At 65.1% G+C, this 17,518-nt stretch carries 14 protein-coding genes; 7 read left to right on the plus strand and 7 right to left on the minus strand.

Annotation, left to right across the window (positions count from 1 at the left end):
* Positions 1-95 precede the first annotated feature (95 nt).
* From H7F16_RS09860 to H7F16_RS09890, 7 genes are read left to right on the plus strand one after another with little or no spacing between them, the layout of a single operon-like run.
* On the plus strand, positions 96-2,390 hold the full coding sequence (locus H7F16_RS09860) for an O-linked N-acetylglucosamine transferase family protein (protein WP_185797381.1): 2,295 nt from the start codon (positions 96-98) through the stop codon (positions 2,388-2,390).
* The gene (gene rfbF, locus H7F16_RS09865) at positions 2,387-3,157 is read left to right on the plus strand and encodes a glucose-1-phosphate cytidylyltransferase (protein WP_185797382.1); all 771 of its coding nucleotides are present in this window, start codon (positions 2,387-2,389) and stop codon (positions 3,155-3,157) included. The genes H7F16_RS09860 and rfbF overlap by 4 nt, the downstream gene beginning before the upstream one ends.
* Complete coding sequence (gene rfbG / locus H7F16_RS09870; RefSeq protein ID WP_206682591.1) at positions 3,154-4,200, plus strand: CDP-glucose 4,6-dehydratase; 1,047 nt, start codon at positions 3,154-3,156, stop codon at positions 4,198-4,200. Before rfbF ends, rfbG begins: the two co-directional genes overlap by 4 nt.
* Complete coding sequence (locus tag H7F16_RS09875) at positions 4,197-5,426, plus strand: class I SAM-dependent methyltransferase (RefSeq protein WP_185797384.1); 1,230 nt, start codon at positions 4,197-4,199, stop codon at positions 5,424-5,426. The genes rfbG and H7F16_RS09875 overlap by 4 nt, the downstream gene beginning before the upstream one ends.
* Positions 5,426-5,953 (plus strand): dTDP-4-dehydrorhamnose 3,5-epimerase, encoded by a 528-nt coding sequence (gene rfbC / locus H7F16_RS09880; RefSeq protein ID WP_185797385.1) that lies wholly within the window; start codon positions 5,426-5,428, stop codon positions 5,951-5,953. Before H7F16_RS09875 ends, rfbC begins: the two co-directional genes overlap by 1 nt.
* Positions 5,946-6,824, plus strand: a complete 879-nt coding sequence (locus tag H7F16_RS09885; RefSeq protein ID WP_185797386.1) for an NAD-dependent epimerase/dehydratase family protein — start codon at positions 5,946-5,948, stop codon at positions 6,822-6,824. The genes rfbC and H7F16_RS09885 overlap by 8 nt, the downstream gene beginning before the upstream one ends.
* A gap of 34 nt (positions 6,825-6,858) precedes the next feature.
* Complete coding sequence (locus H7F16_RS09890) at positions 6,859-7,215, plus strand: rhodanese-like domain-containing protein (protein WP_185797387.1); 357 nt, start codon at positions 6,859-6,861, stop codon at positions 7,213-7,215.
* A 28-nt stretch (positions 7,216-7,243) separates the two neighbouring features.
* Here H7F16_RS09890 and H7F16_RS09895 read toward each other — a convergent pair whose 3' ends face one another.
* The 7 genes from H7F16_RS09895 to H7F16_RS09925 form a co-directional block, all read right to left on the minus strand.
* Positions 7,244-9,607 carry a trimethylamine N-oxide demethylase gene (locus H7F16_RS09895; RefSeq protein WP_185797388.1) on the minus strand — a complete coding sequence of 788 codons (2,364 nt, stop codon included), beginning with the start codon at positions 9,605-9,607 and terminating at the stop codon, positions 7,244-7,246.
* 21 nt (positions 9,608-9,628) lie between these two features.
* Positions 9,629-10,672 carry a heme-dependent oxidative N-demethylase family protein gene (locus tag H7F16_RS09900; RefSeq protein ID WP_185797389.1) on the minus strand — a complete coding sequence of 348 codons (1,044 nt, stop codon included), beginning with the start codon at positions 10,670-10,672 and terminating at the stop codon, positions 9,629-9,631.
* Positions 10,673-10,683: 11 nt separating this feature from the next.
* Entirely contained in the window at positions 10,684-11,649 is a 966-nt protein-coding gene (locus tag H7F16_RS09905; RefSeq protein WP_185797390.1) for a PDR/VanB family oxidoreductase, read from the minus strand.
* Positions 11,646-12,266, minus strand: a complete 621-nt coding sequence (locus H7F16_RS09910; RefSeq protein WP_185797391.1) for a dimethylamine monooxygenase subunit DmmA family protein — start codon at positions 12,264-12,266, stop codon at positions 11,646-11,648. Before H7F16_RS09910 ends, H7F16_RS09905 begins: the two co-directional genes overlap by 4 nt.
* Positions 12,267-12,323: 57 nt before the next feature.
* Positions 12,324-13,460 (minus strand): aminomethyl transferase family protein, encoded by a 1,137-nt coding sequence (locus H7F16_RS09915; protein ID WP_185797392.1) that lies wholly within the window; start codon positions 13,458-13,460, stop codon positions 12,324-12,326.
* A 437-nt stretch (positions 13,461-13,897) separates the two neighbouring features.
* Entirely contained in the window at positions 13,898-15,664 is a 1,767-nt protein-coding gene (locus tag H7F16_RS09920; protein ID WP_185797393.1) for a trimethylamine N-oxide permease, read from the minus strand.
* Positions 15,665-16,077: 413 nt separating this feature from the next.
* A complete protein-coding gene (locus tag H7F16_RS09925) occupies positions 16,078-17,421 on the minus strand; it encodes an NAD(P)-binding domain-containing protein (RefSeq protein WP_338401988.1) in 1,344 nt (447 codons plus the stop codon).
* Between the last annotated feature and the right edge of the window lie 97 nt (positions 17,422-17,518).

Raw genomic sequence — 17,518 nt, forward strand, 5'->3', positions numbered from 1 at the left:
ACGGACACTTCACAATTGTTAAAATCGCGCTTTGCCCTGCCGTTCCAAGGCAGGCAGGCGTCTTTGCGTGTTTCACGAGTGAGTTGGTTTTTCCCATGTCGCAGCCCCGCCTGACGCCAGCCGAACATGCCCTGAGCGAAGCCGAGGCCGCGATGCGCCGGCGCGATGCGGCAGGTGCCGTCGCCGCCTATGAACGCGCGGTTGCGGCGGGGGCCCCTGCCCGCCTGACGGCGCAGGGCCATGCGCTTGCGCTTTCGGAACTGGGCCGACAGGACGATGCGGTTGCGGCGTTCCGCGCGTGGTTTGCCAAGAACCCGAAGGATGCCGGCGTTGCCAATGTCATGGGCGTGCTGCTCAAACGGGCGGGGCGGCTGGCCAAGGCCGCCGAGGTGCTTGAGGCGGCGCGCAAGTTGCGCGGGACCGATGCAGGGATCTGGCAGAACCTCGGCAATGTCTACGAAGGGTTGGGCGCGCATGAGCGGGCGGCCGAATGCTATCGGGGGGCGCTGCGGCTGACGCCGAAATCGGCCGAGTTGTGGCGCCTGCACGGGCGGCAGCTCAGCCTGATGGGCCAGGACGAGGCGGCGGTGGAAAGCCAGCGGAAGGCGGTCGCCCTTTCGCCCGGGCATACGGGCAATGCGACGACGCTGGCGCAGATGCTGCTGGTGGCGGGCAAGCGCGACGAGGCGGCGGAACTGGTGGCCCGCATGTCGGCGGCCGATCCGGAAAACCGGACCTTCTGGGTGCTGGACGCGCGGGTTGCGCGCGCGCGGGGAGATATCGCGCGGGCGACGGCCATGCTGCACAGGGTGCTTGACGCCGATCCGGGGCATCTGGCGGCCAATCTGCAATTGGCGAACCTGTTGGGCGACGGGGATCGCAAGGGGGCGAACGAGGCGCTGGAGCGGGCGGCGGCGGCGCATCCGGACAGTTTCGAGGCGCTGGAGCGGTTGGCCGAAAGCCTGTCGCGCAGCCGCTATGGCAGCGAGACGGCGCATCTGGAACGCGCCTATGACATCGCAAAACAGATCGTCGACCGCTTTCCCGCCCGACGGGCCGAGGCCGCGCGCACGCTGCGCACGGTGTTCATGCGCGTCATGGACGAGGAGGGCATGGCGGCGACCGGACCGCTTTCGAAGCTTCTGGCGCCCTGGCAGGCGTCGGGGATGCATTCCTATGTGCATTACGAGCTTGGGCAGGTGGAAACACTCGACGACCGGTTGCAGCTGGTCGACTGGCACCGCGAATGGGGAAGGCGGGCTTCGGCCAAGCTGGCTGCGGTTACGCCTGTCGGGCAGCCCGCGCTGGCGACGGGGCGCAAGCTGCGGATCGGCTTCATGTCTTCGGACCTGCGCCACCATCCGGTGACCTATTTCGCCCTGCCCCTGCTGGAAGGCTATGACCGCGACAAGGTCGAGGTGTTCTGCTATTCGTTCTACGAACGCGAGGCCGACAAGGTGCAGGACCTGCTGGCCCGCAACGTCACCGGATTCCGGCATTGGCCCAAGCGGCCGGATGACCAGGTGGCCGAGGGAATCGCCGCGGACGGGCTGGACATTCTGTTCGAGCTTGGCGGCTCGACGGCGATGAACAAGCTGACGGTGATGGCGCGGCGTCCGGCGCGGTTGGGGGCAAGCTGGCTGGGCTATCCGCATTCGGCCGGGCTTGAGCAGATCGACCTGATCCTGACCGATCCCTACATCCGTCCGGAAGACCCGCGCCTGCTGATCGAACGCGCCTTCGAGATGCCCGAAAGCTGGGTGACGCTGTCGCGCATGTTCGGCGCGCACGAGATTGCCGAAGGCACGCCCGAGGCGCGCAACGGGTATCTTTCCTTCGGCACGGCGAACAACCCCTACAAATACACCCCCGCCTGCATCGACGCATGGGCCGCCGTGTTGCGGGCGGTGCCGGGATCGAGGTTCCTGTTCCTGCGGCCCGAAGCCGCGTCGGAAAGTTTCATCGCCAACAGCCGCGCGGCCTTTGCGCGGCGCGATGTTGATCCTGACCGGCTGCGCTTTGTCGGCGTGCGGGGCGATCACATGCGGCATTACAACGAGATCGACGTGGCGCTCGACTCGCTGCCGCATGTGGGGGGGACGACGACCTGTGAATCGCTCTGGATGGGGGTGCCGACCGTCAGCCTGCGCGGGCCGGGCTTTCCGGAACGTCTGTCGCATTCCAACCTGAACAACGCGGGCCTTGGTGACCTGTCGGTGGCGACGGTGGCGGATTATGTGGCAAAGGCTGCCGAGCTGGCCGCCGACCCCGCGCGGCGGCGGGCGCTGCGCCACGGATTGCGGGCGCAGATCGCGGCGAATCCGCTGGGCCAGCCCGAACGGTTCACCCGACATTTTTACGAGTTGGCAGCAAAGGTAGCCGCAGAATGAAAGCCGTGATCCTTGCGGGGGGCCGCGGCACGCGGCTTTCGGAAGAAACGGGCCTGCGCCCGAAACCGATGGTCGAGATCGGCGGGCGGCCGATCCTGTGGCACATCATGAAGATATACGAGGCCAACGGGATCACCGATTTCGTCATCTGCCTTGGATATCGCGGCTGGCAGATCAAGGAATTCTTCCTCAACTACGCGCGGCTGTCGTCGGACCTGACGGTCGATCTGGCCAAAGGCACGGTCGATGTGCTGCGCCCTGCGGCGGAGCCGTGGCGCGTGACGCTGATCGACACGGGCGAAGAGACGCAGACGGGCGGGCGCCTTCGGGCCGTGGGGCATCTGCTGCGCGACGAGAAGGCCTTTTGCCTGACCTATGGCGACGGGGTCGGGAATGTGGATATCGCCAGTTCCATCGCCTTTCACCGCGCCCACGGACGGGCGGCGACGGTGACGGCGGTGATCCCGCCCGGCCGGTTCGGGGCGCTGGAGCGGAGCGGGGATTCTGTCACCGCCTTTACCGAGAAGCCTGCGGGCGACGGCGGCATGATCAACGGCGGCTTTTTCGTGCTGAACCCGTCGGTCCTCGACCGGATCGCGGGCGAGGCGACGCTGTGGGAGCAGGAGCCGCTGAAAGGTCTGGCGCGGGACGGGCAGTTGATGGCATGGGAGCATCACGGTTTCTGGCAGCCGATGGATACGCTGCGCGACCGCGACCATCTGCAAGCCCTGTGGGACGGGGGCGCCGCGCCGTGGAAACTGTGGTGAGGCGGCCTTCGCCCGCCTTCTGGCGTGGCAAACGGGTGCTGCTGACGGGGCACACGGGTTTCAAGGGCGCATGGGCTGCGCGGATGCTGGCCGCCCTTGGCGCCGAGGTGACGGGCTTTGCGCTTGACCCTGCGGCGGGGCCATCGGCCCATGCGGCCCTGCGGGTGGCCGACTGCACGCGCGACCTGCGCGGCGATTTGCGCGATGCGCGGGCGGTGGCGGCGGCGGCCAAAGGGCAGGAGGTGACGCTGCATTTCGCGGCGCAGGCCATCGTGGCGGCGGGCTATGCCGACCCTGCGGGAACATGGGAGAGCAATGTCACCGGCACGCTGCATCTGTTGCAGGGCCTGCGCGGGACGGGCGGTGCGGCGGCGGTGGTCGTGACCTCGGACAAGGTTTACCGCAACAGCGGGCAGGACCGGCCCTTTGTCGAGGGCGATGCCCTGGGCGACACGGACCCATACTCCGCGTCGAAGGCGGCCTGCGAAGTGCTGGTGGCAAGCCATCGCGCGTCGTTCCGCGACCTTCCGGCGCTTGCCACGGGGCGGGCGGGGAATGTGATCGGCGGGGGCGATTTCGGCGCGGCGCGGCTGGTGCCCGATCTGGTGCGGGCGCGGCTTGCGGCTGTGCCGCTGGTGCTGCGCAATCCGGCCTCGACCCGGCCGTTCCAGCATGTGCTGGATGTGGTCGCGGGCTATCTGCTGCTGGCCGAGGCTCTGGCAGAGGGTGGGGCGCCGCCCGCTGTCAACTTCGGTCCGGCCGAGGCGGAACTGACGGTGGCAGAGCTGCTGGCCCATTGGGAGCATGCCACGGGGCGGGCGGTCGACTGGCGGTTGTCGGATGCGCCGCCGATGGTGGAAAAGCCGCGACTGGCGCTGGACAGCAGGCTGGCAGAGCGGGCTTTGGGCTGGCGGCCAAGGCTTGGCACGGCCCGTGCCGTGGCGGAAACCGCCCGCTGGTATGACGCCTGGCAGGCGGGTGCGGACATGGCCGCGCTGTCGGATGCCGCGATTGACCGTTTTCTTGCAGGAAATGAGATATGAGTGCCGAAAAGCTAACCCGTTGCCGCGCCTGCGGTGCGCCCTTTGGTCCGGTGTTCTGCGACCTTGGCACGATGGCGGTCGCCAATTCCTACCTGCCGCCCGAGGCCGATGCGGCGCGCGAGCCGCGCTATCCGCTTTGCGCCGTGGTTTGCAGCGACTGCAGGATGGTGCAGCTTGACCATGTGGTCGATGCCGAGGGGATATTCAGCGACTACGCCTATTTCTCGTCGGCCTCGTCTTCATGGCTTGCGCATGCGGCGCGCTTTGCCGATGCGATGACGGGGCGGCTGGGGCTGAACGCGCAGTCTTTCGTGGTCGAGGTGGCGTCGAATGACGGATACCTTTTGCGGAATTTCGTGGCAGCGGGGGTGCCGTGCCTTGGCATCGAGCCGGCAGCCAATGTGGCGCGGCAGGCCATCGCGGCGGGGGTGCCGACCGAGGTGGCCTTTCTGACGCCGCAGTCGGCGGCGGCGGTGGTGGCGGCGCAGGGGCGTGCCGATCTGGTGGTGGCCAACAATGTGCTGGCCCATGTGCCGGACATAAACGGTTTTACCGAAGGGCTCGCCACCTTGCTGAAACCGCAAGGCACGCTGTCTGTCGAAGCGCCGCATCTGTTGTCGTTGATCGACGGGGTGCAGTTCGACACGATCTATCACGAGCATTACGCCTATTGGTCGCTTTACGCCATCGAGCGGCTGTTCGCGCGGCACGGGTTGACGGTCTATGATGTCGAACATCTGCCGACGCATGGCGGGTCGCTGCGCATCCTCGCCTCGCTTGCGCCCAAGGTTCCGTCGTTGCAACTGACACGGCTGCGCAAGGTCGAGGCCGAGCGGGGCTTGGCGGGCGATGCGGTCTATGCCGGGTTCAACGCGCGGGTGGCCGAGACGGTGGCGGGGTTCCGCGACTGGCTGGCGCGGCAGCATCAGGCCGGACGCCGTGTGGCGGCCTATGGTGCGGCGGCAAAGGGGAACACCTTTCTGAATGCCGCGGGGGTGCGGGCCGGAGATATCCTTGCCGTGGCCGATCTTGCGCCGTCGAAACAGGGGCGCCGTTTGCCGGGAAGCCATGTGCCGGTTGTCAGCCCTGCCGACCTGCTGGCTGCGGCACCCGATGATATCCTGATCTTGCCGTGGAACATCGCGGCCGAGGTCGTGGCGCAGTTGCGCGGCGCGGGCTTTGCGGGCCGGTTATGGACTGCGGTGCCGGAGATGAAGGCCCTGTGATGCGGTTTCATGCGACCCCCTTGCCCGATCTGATCCGCGTGGAAAGCGACGCCCCTGCCGATGCGCGGGGCAGTTTCCGCCGCATCTGGTGCGCCGAGAGTTTCGCGGCGGCGGGGGTCGGCTTTGTGCCGGTGCAAGCCAGCCTGTCGAGCAATTTGGCAAGGCATACGCTACGGGGGCTGCATTGGCAGGACGCGCCTTATGGCGAGCAAAAGCTGGTGCGCTGCGTGGCCGGTGCCGTCTGGGATGTGGCGGTGGACATGAGGCGCCACAGCGCGACCTATCTGCAATGGCACGCGGCAGAGTTGAGCGCCGAAAACGGTGTGGCCCTGTTCCTTCCGCAGGGGTTCGCGCACGGTTTTCTGACGCTGACGGATGGCGCGGTGGTCGATTACATGATCGACGCGCCCTACGAGCCCCATGCCGCGCGGGGCGCACGGTGGAACGATCCGGCCTTTGGCATCGACTGGCCCGCAGCCCCGGCGGTTCTTTCGCAACGCGACCGCGACTGGCCGGATCATGGCTGAGACCGTGCTTCTGACCGGGGCTTCGGGCTTTGTCGGGCGGGCGATCCATGCCGCGCTGCTGGCCAGTGGCTTCGCCGTTGAACCCGTGGGGCGGACAGCGCGGGAGGGGTGGCATCAGGCCGATCTGCTGGTGGCTGCCGACCGCGAGAGGGTTCTGGCGCGAACCCGTGCGCGGGTTCTGCTGCATGCGGCGTGGTATGTGGAGCATGGCGCGTTCTGGGCCTCGCCCCTGAACGAGGTTTGGCGCGCGGCTTCGGCGGATCTGGCGCGGGGATTTCTGGCAGCGGGCGGGCGGCGGATCGTCGGGCTGGGGACATGCGCGGAATATGCCTCGCAGGGACAGGACGGTCCCTGGCGCGAGGACCGCCCGATTGCACCCGCAACGCCCTATGGGACGGCCAAGGCGGGGCTTCATGCCGACCTTGGCACGCTGTGCGCAGGGGCGGGGGCCAGTCTGCTGTGGCTGCGGCTGTTCCATCTATACGGCGCGGGCGAACACCCTGCCCGACTGGTGCCGTCGCTGATGCGGGCCTTGGCGGCGGGCGCGCCTGCGCGGGTGCGGGCGGCGGGACTGGTGCGGGATTTCGCATCGACCTTGCATATCGGGGATTGCGTGGCCGATCTTTTGGGCACGAGAGCCGAGGGGGCGATGAACCTCGGGTCGGGCGCGCCGCGCAGTCTGGGCGATCTGGCGCGGGTTCTGGCACAGATTGCGGGCCGGACCGATTTGCTGGACTTGGGCAACGCGCCTTTGCCGGATGATCCGGCGGTGATGGTGCCCGATCTAGCGCGGCTGCACGCGGCCATCGGGGCAAGGGTCGAGCTGCCGGAGGACGGATTACGGCAGGTCTTTACATATTCACAAGAATGAATACATTGGGCGGGGCAATAGGAAAGGCTTCGTCATGTCCGGCTTCGATACATCCCTGCCCCGTCTGACTGCGACCGAGGCGCAAGCCTTGGCCGCCAAGGGGGAATTGCTGCTTCTCGACGTGCGCGAAGCTGCCGAGTTGCAGGCCAGTGGCAAGGCCAAGGGCGCGCTGCATGTGCCGGTGGCGCTGGTGCCGATGAAGGCCGACCCGAAAAGCCCCGATTTCGACAGGCGCTTCGATCCGGCGATTCCGGTTGCCGTCTATTGCGCGGCGGGGGGCCGTGCGGGCATGGCCGCGCAGACGCTTGGGCGTCTGGGCTATCGGGCGCAGAACATCGGCGGTTTCGCCGACTGGTGCGCCGCAGGCGGCGCGGTCGAGGCGCAGAGCTAGGGCGCGCGCCTTCCGGATCGGGGGCGCGTCAGGATTGGGGGCGCGTCTTTTTCGGGTCGTAATGCGACAGGGGCACGATGACGGCAGGCAGCCTTTTCTGCTGGCCGTCAAGTTTGCCGACCTCGACCGCCGTGCCCACCTCGGCATGGGCGACATCGACCCGTGCCAGCGCTATGTTCTTGCCAAGAAGCGGCGAGCGCATCGACGAGGTGACCTCGCCCACCTGAGCGCGGCCGATATGGATGCAATCGCCGTGGCCCACGTCGACGGCTGAATCGATGTCGAGGCCCACGAATTTCCAGCGCGGGTTTTCCTTGCGGCGGATCAGGGCGTCGCGGCCGATGAAATCATCGGTTTTCGATTTGAGCGGGACGGTAAAGCCGATGCCGGCTTCGAAGGGGTCGGTCTGGTCGGAGAAGTCGTAGCCTGCGAAGATCAGACCCGCCTCGATGCGGACCATGTCGAGCGCGGCAAGGCCCATCGGGCGCAGGCCAAGGTCGCGGCCATGTTCCCAGACGGCATCGTAGACGGTGTTGCCGTCCTTGGGGTGGCAGAAGATTTCGAAGCCCAATTCGCCGGTGTAGCCCGTGCGCGACACGACCACGGGCGCGCCTTCGGGGCCGCCGATGCGGGCGACGGTGAAGCGGAACCAGCCGAGTTCGTCGATGCTTGGCTGATGCGGCGCGGTCCAGATCATGCGGCGCAGGATCTCGCGGCTGTTCGGGCCTTGGACGGCGAGGTTGTGAAGCTGGTCGGTGGACGAGCGGACCATGACCTTCAGCCCCAGCTTCCCGGCCTGTTCGCGCAGCCAGATGCCGCCGTAATCATCGCCGCCGATCCAGCGGAAGTTGTCACGGCCAAGGCGGAAGAGCGTGCCGTCGTCGATCATGCCACCGTGTTCGTAGCACATGGCCGAATAGACCACCTGCCCCACCGACAGCTTTTTGACGTCGCGGGTCAGGGTGTATTGCATCAGGGCTTCGGCATCCGGTCCCGTCACCTCGAACTTGCGGAGGGGGGAGAGGTCGAGCACCACCGCCTTTTCGCGGCAGGCCCAATATTCCTCGATCGCGCCGTGGGAGGAATAGACCTGTGGCAGCCAGAAGCCTTTGTATTCGACGACATTGCGGGTCAGCGCCCCCGTCTTTTCGGCAAAGGCGGTGTCCTTGGTCATCTTCGGCTCCGAATTGGGCGTGGGGCGATAGGCGATGGCGCGTTTGAAGGGCTCGGCGCCGGAATAGGTGCGGATGTGGATGTCCGAGAGATACCAGCCGTTCGAGGGCGAGGTGTCGTCGGGGCAGGCCGAGTTGACACAGACAAGGTCGGTCAACGCGCGGAAAAGGACATAGTCGCCGGGGCGGGACCACGGCTCGTCGGAATACATCACGCCATGTGCGTCGATGCCGGTGTTGAAGAAGAGGTTGACCGCCATCCAGCCCGGCCGCGCCGATACGCCATGCGGCGTGAGCGCTCCGTTGAAATTGTCGGAACAGTTGGCATGGCCCGGATAGCCGATATCGTCATAATATTTGGCAGCGCAGGCCATCGCAAAGGCATCATGCCGGCCGACGGTGTCCTGCACCACCTCGACCAGCGGCAGCATGTCCTGATCGTAGTATTTGGAATGCAGGCCGGGCATGGAATAGGCGTGGCCCATGAGGGTGCGCGAGGTGGTGACATCGAGCGCGTGTTCGATCCCCTTGTCGAGCTTGCGGGCCGCGAAACACTGGAAATCGGTGCATTGCCGGCCATCGACGTCGATCACCTGGATGTAATCGCCCGCCTTGACGAAATAGGCCTGCGCGGTGGCGGATTTCACCCGCAGGTCAAGCACGGGTTCGGCCAGCGGATCGGGCAGGTCGAAGGAGCCTACCATTTTCAGCGTCGCGCGCTTGATCTTCAGCGTCAGCGGGGTTGCGGTGTCCTGCCCGTCAGGGTCCATCTGTCCGGGGGCTGCGGCGACCAGAACGCCGTCGCGGGTGACGGTAAAAGACTCTTCGGTTCCGGCGGGGGTGTCGCTGCCGAACAGCACGATGGCGCCCGCCGTGGCAAGGTCGATCTTGCGCCGTTCAAGGCCAAGGCGCAGCCCGCCCAGACCCGCGCCCTGCCCTGCCGCCAACAGCGCCTTGAGCCCGCGGGCATCGCCATTGGCGGTTTGGCCCAGAAGCCCCGCGTCGATCCGCCCCTGCCTGTCGGCGGCGACCAGTTCGGCCACCTGCCCGCCTTCGGCATTGACCAAGGTCACGCTGTCGCCCGCACTGACGGGAACGAGGATCGCACCCGCACCCGGCACCTCGTAGCGTTCCTGCCCCGAATGGGGCTGAAGCGCGGCGGGTGTCAGGATGCGGCTCGGGCGCGGCGGGCCGGGGGTCACGCGGGGATAATCGAGCATGTCTTGCCTGTTCCTTGGGCCTTATTCGTCGGGCCACCACCCCGGAGAGGTGGGGGCGCCATCGTCGAATTGCGAGAGATACTGGACCATCAGGTCGCGGTTGCGCAGAAAGCCCTTGTAGGTGGCAAGTTCGGGGTCGATGTCGCGCACCACCCGATGCAGACGCCGCGCCCATTTCGGGATGGTCACCAGTTCCTCGAACTTGATCAGGTAGCAGCGGATCGGGAAGGCGATGGCATTCGACCGCGGCAGGCGGTGCAAGGTCTGGAGTTCGACGCGCAGGTGCTGGCGGTGGCCGATGTTGTCGGGCGTGAGCGTGGCCTTGGTCGGCCCCCATTTGGGATAGTTCTCGGGACTGGTGTCGAGCAGCGGATCGACGGTCATGGTCCAGTTGAAGCGCCGCACCGGCGCCCCGTGTTGCAGCTTGAGCAGGAATTTCAGCGCGCGGTCGAAAACGCCCATCTGGTGCGCCTTGGGCACGGGGGCGTGCCATTCGTGAAAGCTCATCCCGATGTCGAAATCGAGGGACCAGTCGGCCTGTGTCGTGACCATCCCCGCTTCGATCCAGAGGTTGTCGTCGCGCTGGTCTTGCAGGGTGAAATCGCCCTGCGCCTGACGGGTGATGTATTCCATCGGGCCACAGGGCAGCGTGGTCTCATCAAGGAAGGTGAACTTCTGTTCGATTTCGAGCGGGCGGTTGATCCAGTGCCAGTGGTTGCCGTTCTTGTGCAGCTCGAACCAATGGGGATAGTCGCGCGCCTTGCTCTCCATGATGAGTTCGAGCAGGTCCCAGCCCGCCAGGGTCATATGCGGCAGCGACTGGCAGCGCAGCGGATCATCGGCCAAGACCAGCGCGCGGTCGCGCATTTCGGCCACGTAATGCTCGTCGACATCGAACATGTGTTCGAACACCGAGCCGGGGCGGCCCGGCACATGCGGCTCCATGTTGACGGAATACATGTAGTCGTCACGGTCGAAGGGAAAGGGGAACCGCTTGATCGCGCGTGGCGAGTTCTTGAACGTGAAATCGTTTCGGAAGGTTTCGGTGTTGAATTCCAGACCCATCGCGGCCTCCTTCAGCGGTCGAGGACGAGGGACTTGCCCTCGAAACGCGAAACGCATGGCATGATCTTGCGGTTGCTGGCCTTGTCCTCGTCCGACAGCCAATGATCGTGGTGGTGGATATGGCCGTCACAGCGGATGACGGCGGTTTCGCATTGTCCGCAGGCCCCGCCACGGCAGAGGTAAGGCGCATCGACGCCCGCGGCCTCCATCGCCTCGAGGATGGATTGCGCGGCCCCCACGGTGACGGTCTTGCCGGAACGGGCGAATTCCACCTGAAACGGATTGCCCACGGGCGGGGCGAGAAATTCCTCGGAGTGGACGGTGACGGCGGGCCAACCCGCAGCCTCGGCACGCGAGCGGGCCCATGCGATCATGCCCTTGGGGCCGCAGATGTAGAGATGCGTGCCAAGCGGCTGTCCGGCAAGCAGCGCGTCGAGGGCGACGGCCTGCCCCGCCTCGTCATAGTAGAGATGCACGCGTTCGCCGTAGGTGGCGGCGAGGCTGTCACAATAGGCGCCAAGCTGCGGGCTGCGCGCGGAATAGTGCAGCTCGAACCGCTGCCCCTGCCGCTGCAACTGGGCCATCATGCCCATGAAGGGGGTGATCCCGATCCCGCCCGCGAGCAAGAGATGCTTTCGCGCGCGCGCGTCGACCGGAAACAGGTTGACGGGATGGCTGATCTGCATCCGCATGCCCGCCGTGACATGGCGGTGCAGAAACAGCGAGCCGCCGCGCCCGGCATCGTCGCGCCGGACCGAGATGGCATAGCCCGAGCGGTCCGAGGGGTCGGACATCAGCGAATAGGGGTTCATGCGGCGGGTGCCGTGGTCGTCCATTTCCACCACGACATGCGCGCCGCCGGAAAAGGGGGGCATTACCCCGCCATCGCTGCGGACGAAGCGGAAGCGTTTGATCAGGGAATTGACCTCGACCACCTCGGCCACGGTCACGTCGAGTTTGGGTGCGCCGACACTCATTTGAAACGCTCCACCGCCGCAGGCACCTGACCCGGATCCTCGGCATCGATATTCACGCCCTGAAAGGCGGCGATCCGGCGCGAGTAATGGTCGCGCACGAAGAGGTTCAGCCCGCAATGCGAGCAGGCGAAGGGATCGGTCGTCACGTTTTCGGTGATGCCCTTGCAATGCACGCATTGCACGCGGCGCGACAGGGATCCGCGATGTTCGGTCTGGACGGCTTCGGGGGGAAGGCCAGCTTCCATCACCTCGCGCATGGCAAGGCCGATCAGGGTTTCGGTGCCGGCGAGATAGACTTGCAGACCCATATGGGCATCGGCCAGAACCTTCCTGAGCCGCGACTGGGCGGCGCCGAAACTGGGCGAGCGGTGGAATTGCGCGGCCCCCAGCGCCTGAAGCCGTGCCGTCAGGTCGCTGCCGAAGGGGCCGGGCATGTAGATGATATGCGACCTGGCCAGCAGCGCGGGCGCATCGGCCCCTGCCTTGGCGATCATGTCGCAGACGGCCTCGGCCCCTTCGCCATCGGCGACGAAAAGGTGGGCGCGGCCTGCGCGGGGGGTCAGCTCGCCATAGACGGGGCGCGAGCGGATCGAGGGTTCGAAGAAGGTCTTGGTCATGATGTCCGGCGAACATGCAAAGGGAAAGGGCGCACCCGAAGGCGCGCCCCCATATCGTCAGTCCTTGGCGGTGCGGCGTTTCTTCTCGACGTCATAGAAGGGCATCGAATGGCTGGTCGCGGCGATTTCGCCGTGGGTCGCGCAGTTGACGACCAGCTTGGTGCCGTTGTTGGCGCAATCGACCGGCAGGCGGGCAATGGCGATGTTGTGCTTGTTCAGCGGCGAATACATCGCCTGCGTCACGACACCGACCTTCTTGCCGTTCTGGAACACCGGAGCACCGTTGCCCGGGACGTTGGTTCCCTCGAGCTTGAGGCCCCAGATCTTGAAGCGTTCCTTGCCCTTGAGGCGGTAATGCTCTTCCGCGCCACGGAAGCCGACCTTGCCGGGCGAGACGGTGAAATCGAGGCCGAGTTCCCAGAGCGTGTCGCCGGGGCCTTCGTTGTCGAAGGGATACATCTCGGAATTGTCGAAGGGGAAGAAGAGCAGGTAGCTTTCCGTGCGCAGCATGTCGAGCGTGGTGAAACGGCAGGGGATGATCCCCATCGATTTGCCCTCGTCGAGGATGCGGTCCCAGATCATCGGGGCGTCCTGTCCGCGCACGAACAGCTCGTAACCGCGCTCGCCCGTGTAGCCGGTGCGCGAGATCATCGCAGGCTTGCCGAAAAGGCTGGTCTGCATCTGCGCGAAATAGGGCAGCTGGCGGATGCCCGGCACGTGCTTTTCAAGGTAGTCGACGGCAAGCGGACCCTGCAGCGACAGATCGTGCAGGTTGTCGTCGAAGCGGATGGCAACGTCGCGGCCCGTGGCGGCCATGGTCAGCTGCTCATGCGCGCCGCCCGAGCCGTGGACGACCATGAAGGCGTTGGGTCCGGTGCGGTAGATCACGCAATCGTCGATGAACTTGCCCGCGTCGTTCAGCATGGTCGCATAGACCGAACGGCCCGGCATCAGCTTTTCCATGTTCCGCGTCGTGGCGCGTTCGATCACATGGCTGGCGGCCGGACCGGTGATATGGACCTTTTTCAGACCCGAGACATCCATCAGCCCCGCCTTGGTGCGGATCGCCATGTATTCGGCATCGGGATCGCCGTCATAGCTCCAGGCCGTGCCCATGCCCGACCAGTCCTCGAGGTTGGACCCCAAGGCGCGGTGCCGGTCGCCGAGCGTCGAAAATCTCCATGAATTCGTCATGCCATTCCCCCCTGTCGGAATTTTGCTTTGGGGCGAGTGTTTCCCGAAGCGGGGCAGAAATCAACATTCATGTGCAAAAGTTTTTCCTCTGAGAGAAAATTTTTGCCGGAAACGGGCGACAGGCTGTCGCGGAACAGCCTGCCACTGCCCGCCTTTTGGGCAGAGCGGGCCTGTGGCACGAGGGGGCGATTCTCGGCGCCCTGTCGCGCCGCGCGGCCCTGCCCCCGAAGAGGGCTGTCTGCCCTCTCCGGACCTCACCCGAGGATATTTGGACGAGCATGAAAGCAGCACTCCGTCCCGTTCCTCTTGCCCCAAATATCCTCGGGGGGTGAGGGGCGCGGAACGCGGCCCGAGGGGGGCGGAAAGCCCCCCTTTCCTGTCCCCGGAAACAGGAAAGGGCGGCCGGAGCCGCCCTTTCCGTATCGTGCAGGGACTTGTCAGCCCGGAAGCACGAAGAACCAGTTGGCCCAAAGCACCACGGCAGCCCCTGCGACCAGCGCGACATAGGGCCAGATCCCTGCCCGACGCGGGCCGAGGTCACCGTGATCGGTAAGGCCAAGGTCTTCCATCGCCTCTTTCGGGAAATGGCCTTTGTCGACGATGTAATGCCGCCAGTAGAAAACCGGCAGGATCAGCGCCGCGAAGATCAGGCCCGACCAGAGCGCGTTGGAATAGCCCCAGACCTTTGCACCCGCGCCGAGGAAGAGCGCGTTCACGAAGGCAAGGCCGCCGTTGAAGTAGATCAGCGCGGTGGGCGCTTTCCACGGGCGTTCCAGATGCGGGCTGTCGATGCGGTGGATCCAGCCTGCGTTGAGGTTGAGGAAGTTGAACAGGATGTAGCCCACATTCGAGATGGCGAGCACGTAGAAATAGCCGCCCACATCGGATGCCAGCGCCAGAAGGATGACGTTGAAGCCGAAGTCGGTCCACATCGCCCCGGTCGGCGCGCCGTTCTTGTTCACCTTGCTCAGGTATTTCGGCAGCCAGCCATCGCGCGAGCCCTGATAGAGCGTGCGCGAGGAGCCGGCCATCGCGGTCATGATGGCAAGGAACAGGGCAAGGATCATCAGCACCACGAAGATCTGGATGACGATCTTGTTCGAGCCGAGCATGCCGCCCAAGGCCTCGGCGATGCCGGTGCCGTCGACGATGCCGGTGGCAAGCATGCCCTCGTGCCCCAGAACGCCCTGGAACGAGAAGGGGATCAGGAAGAAGAACACGACGCAGAGAAGGCCCGAGTAGAAGATGGCCTTGAAGGTGTCGGTCTTGGGGTCGCGCAGTTCGCGGGTGTAGCAGACGGCGGTTTCGAAGCCGTAGGTCGACCATGCGGCGATATAGAGACCGCCGAGGAACAGCGTCCACCCGCCGATATCCCAAGCGCCGTTGGTGCCGGAATAGGCGCCCGAGGGCGGGACGATGTCGGTCACGTTCATATAGTCGATCTGGCCGGTGAAGATCGGGACGATGCCGACCAGCAAGAGCGGCACCAGAACGATGATCGCCAGCACCTTTTGCGCCGAAGCGGTCGAGGCGATGCCCTTGTGCTGGATCGCGAAGATCAGCGCCATCATGACGACGCCGATCACGAAGGTCGAGTTGATGTGCAGCGTGCCAAGGCCGGGCACGTTGATCGCAAAGGCTTCCCAGACGCGGAAGGCGGGCGTCAGCGCGGCGACCGCATCGGCGGTGGCGACGGCGGTGATGGCATCGGCGGGTGCCGTTCCGGCATTGGCGGCGATGTAATCGACGACCGATGCGGTTTCGGCGGTGTAATTGCCGATGTTGGCCGCGACCCAGTCAAGCACCATCTGGCTTTCGGCGGCCGGAATCGGGAACAGCGCGTTCAGGATGTAGCCCGCCGCGATGGCGCAGCCGAGCGACAGCACCGGCGACCAGGCGAACCAGTTGCACCAGACCGAAAGCGGCGCGATCAGCTTGGAATAGCGCAGCCATGCCGTCGCCCCGTAGACCGAGGTGCCGCCCGATTTGTTGCCGAACATCCCGGCCATTTCGGCATAGGTGAAGGACTGCACGAAGCCCATGCACATCGAGATGATCCAGACGACGAAAGCCGCCTGCCCCGCCACGCCGGCGATACCGCCAAGCGAGAAGAGGACAAGCGGCGGGACACCGGCGGCGACCCAGAAGGCGCCTTTCCAGTCGAGCGCGCGGTGGAGACCACCGGCGTTATCTTCAGCAGACATGAATTAGAACTCCCTTGTTCCCTGTTGTCCGCAGTGTCCTTGCCGGTTTCCCCTCGGCGTCCGGTCTGCGGTTTGTTCTGGTCCTTGCCGGACGTTTGCCGTCCGGATTGTTGCGGGAAAGGTTCGCGCGCGTCCTGTGGCCTTGGCCCCGGATGGAGCGGAGGCGATGCCTTCCCCTGCGCAGACTTTGGGCGAGGGCGTGGCGGGCGCAAAGCATTTTTTCACCTTAGGGCAAAAAATATTCCTTTGATCTGCGATTCCCGCGTTATTTGATGCGAAAGCAGGCGTCAGAGTAGCGTTATTCCTGCGGCAAAACCTGCCGGGGCGCAGGTTCCGTCTTACGAATCGCGGAAGGGAAAGGGGCCACGACTCGCATCGTGGCCCCCCGTTTCAGTCCGGACCGGTGGCCGGGTTCAGTTGCGCAGATAGGCTTCCATGCTGTCTTCGAGCGCATCCTTCCACGGGGTGTGGTGGATGGGTGCCATCGTGCCGGTGATGACCGAACGGTAGGCATGGTTGCGGAAGCCCATGATGTCTTCCTTCTTGTGGTCCTTCCATTCGAAGAAGGCCTCGCAGGCGCCGTCGACGTCGAAGGACGGGTAGTCGGTTTCGGCGATCAGTTCCTTGACGTAATCGCCCTGATAATGGATCGCGTCATGGGCGTCCTGACCCGCATCCTCGCCCGCGACACGGTCGGCGACGTCTTTCAGCAGCACCGCCTTGTCCGACGGAATGGCGATCCGGCCCATGATGGCATCGCGCACCCACCAGGCCTGGGCGTCGAACATGTTGAAGGTGAACCACTGGTCCTGCATGCCGACGTAGAAGAGCTTGGGGTTATGCACCCAGGCCACGCCCTTGTAGAGATCGGCGGTGGCAAGACGGTTCGCCGTCTTGAGGCGCAGGTCGTCGGGCAGGAAGGGGAAGTGGTGCTTGTAGCCGGTGCAAAGAATGATCGCATCGACCTTCTTGCTGGTGCCATCGGCGAAATAGGCGGTGGTTTCATCCACGCGCACCAGTTTCGGCACCTCTTTCCAGTTGTCGGGCCAGTTGAAGCCCATCGGCGCGTTGCGATAGGCGACCGTGATCGACTTCGCCCCGTATTTCCAGCATTGCGAGCCGATATCCTCGGCCGAATAGGACGATCCGAGGATCAGGATGTCCTTGCCGTTGAACTCCATCGCGTCGCGGAAATCATGGGCGTGAAGCACGCGGCCGCCGAACTGCGCGAAACCGGGGTATTCGGGGACGTTCGGGGTCGAGAAATGGCCCGAACAGACGATGACGTTGTCAAAGATTTCCTCATACATCCGGTCAGCCACGAGATCGTGGACGGTGACGGTGAAGAGGCCGGTCTTTTCGTCGTATTTCACGAAGCGGACGGGGGTGCAGAAGCGGATCCAGTCGCGCACGCCGGCCTTTTTTACGCGGCCTTCGATATAGTCGAAAAGCACGGCGCGCGGCGGGTAGGAGGCGATCTGTTTCCCGAAATGCTCTTCAAAGGAATAGTCAGCGAATTCAAGACCTTCTTTCGGCCCGTTCGACCAGAGATAGCGATACATCGAGCAATGCACGGGTTCGCCGTGTTCGTCGAGGCCGGTGCGCCAGGTGTAGTTCCACAGCCCGCCCCAGTTGGCCTGCTTTTCGAAGCAGACAATCTCGGGAATCTCGGCCCCTTTGGCCGCTGCCGACTGGAAAGCGCGCAGTTGTGCAAGGCCGGACGGCCCCGCCCCGATGACCGCGACGCGCTTTTTCACGGTTTTCTTCGCTTGTTCTGACATTTTGGAAAGTACCCTTTGCCCTGTTTGACGGAACGCTAACGGTGGGGCGCATTCTCTGTCAAATATTTTTCCC

Source organism: Paragemmobacter straminiformis (assembly GCF_014243445.1).
Classification (GTDB): Bacteria; Pseudomonadota; Alphaproteobacteria; order Rhodobacterales; family Rhodobacteraceae; genus Paragemmobacter; species Paragemmobacter straminiformis.

Bases quoted from the DNA above. Each gene is read 5' to 3' on its own strand.
- H7F16_RS09860 (WP_185797381.1), top strand. From the start codon at position 96: ATGTCGCAGCCCCGCCTGACGCCAGCCGAACATGCCCTGAGCGAAGCC.
- rfbF (WP_185797382.1), top strand. From the start codon at position 2,387: ATGAAAGCCGTGATCCTTGCGGGGGGCCGCGGCACGCGGCTTTCGGAA.
- H7F16_RS09875 (WP_185797384.1), top strand. From the start codon at position 4,197: ATGAGTGCCGAAAAGCTAACCCGTTGCCGCGCCTGCGGTGCGCCCTTT.
- rfbC (WP_185797385.1), top strand. From the start codon at position 5,426: ATGCGGTTTCATGCGACCCCCTTGCCCGATCTGATCCGCGTGGAAAGC.
- H7F16_RS09885 (WP_185797386.1), top strand. From the start codon at position 5,946: ATGGCTGAGACCGTGCTTCTGACCGGGGCTTCGGGCTTTGTCGGGCGG.
- H7F16_RS09890 (WP_185797387.1), top strand. From the start codon at position 6,859: ATGTCCGGCTTCGATACATCCCTGCCCCGTCTGACTGCGACCGAGGCG.
- H7F16_RS09895 (WP_185797388.1), bottom strand. From the start codon at position 9,607: ATGCTCGATTATCCCCGCGTGACCCCCGGCCCGCCGCGCCCGAGCCGC.
- H7F16_RS09900 (WP_185797389.1), bottom strand. From the start codon at position 10,672: ATGGGTCTGGAATTCAACACCGAAACCTTCCGAAACGATTTCACGTTC.
- H7F16_RS09905 (WP_185797390.1), bottom strand. From the start codon at position 11,649: ATGAGTGTCGGCGCACCCAAACTCGACGTGACCGTGGCCGAGGTGGTC.
- H7F16_RS09910 (WP_185797391.1), bottom strand. From the start codon at position 12,266: ATGACCAAGACCTTCTTCGAACCCTCGATCCGCTCGCGCCCCGTCTAT.
- H7F16_RS09915 (WP_185797392.1), bottom strand. From the start codon at position 13,460: ATGACGAATTCATGGAGATTTTCGACGCTCGGCGACCGGCACCGCGCC.
- H7F16_RS09920 (WP_185797393.1), bottom strand. From the start codon at position 15,664: ATGTCTGCTGAAGATAACGCCGGTGGTCTCCACCGCGCGCTCGACTGG.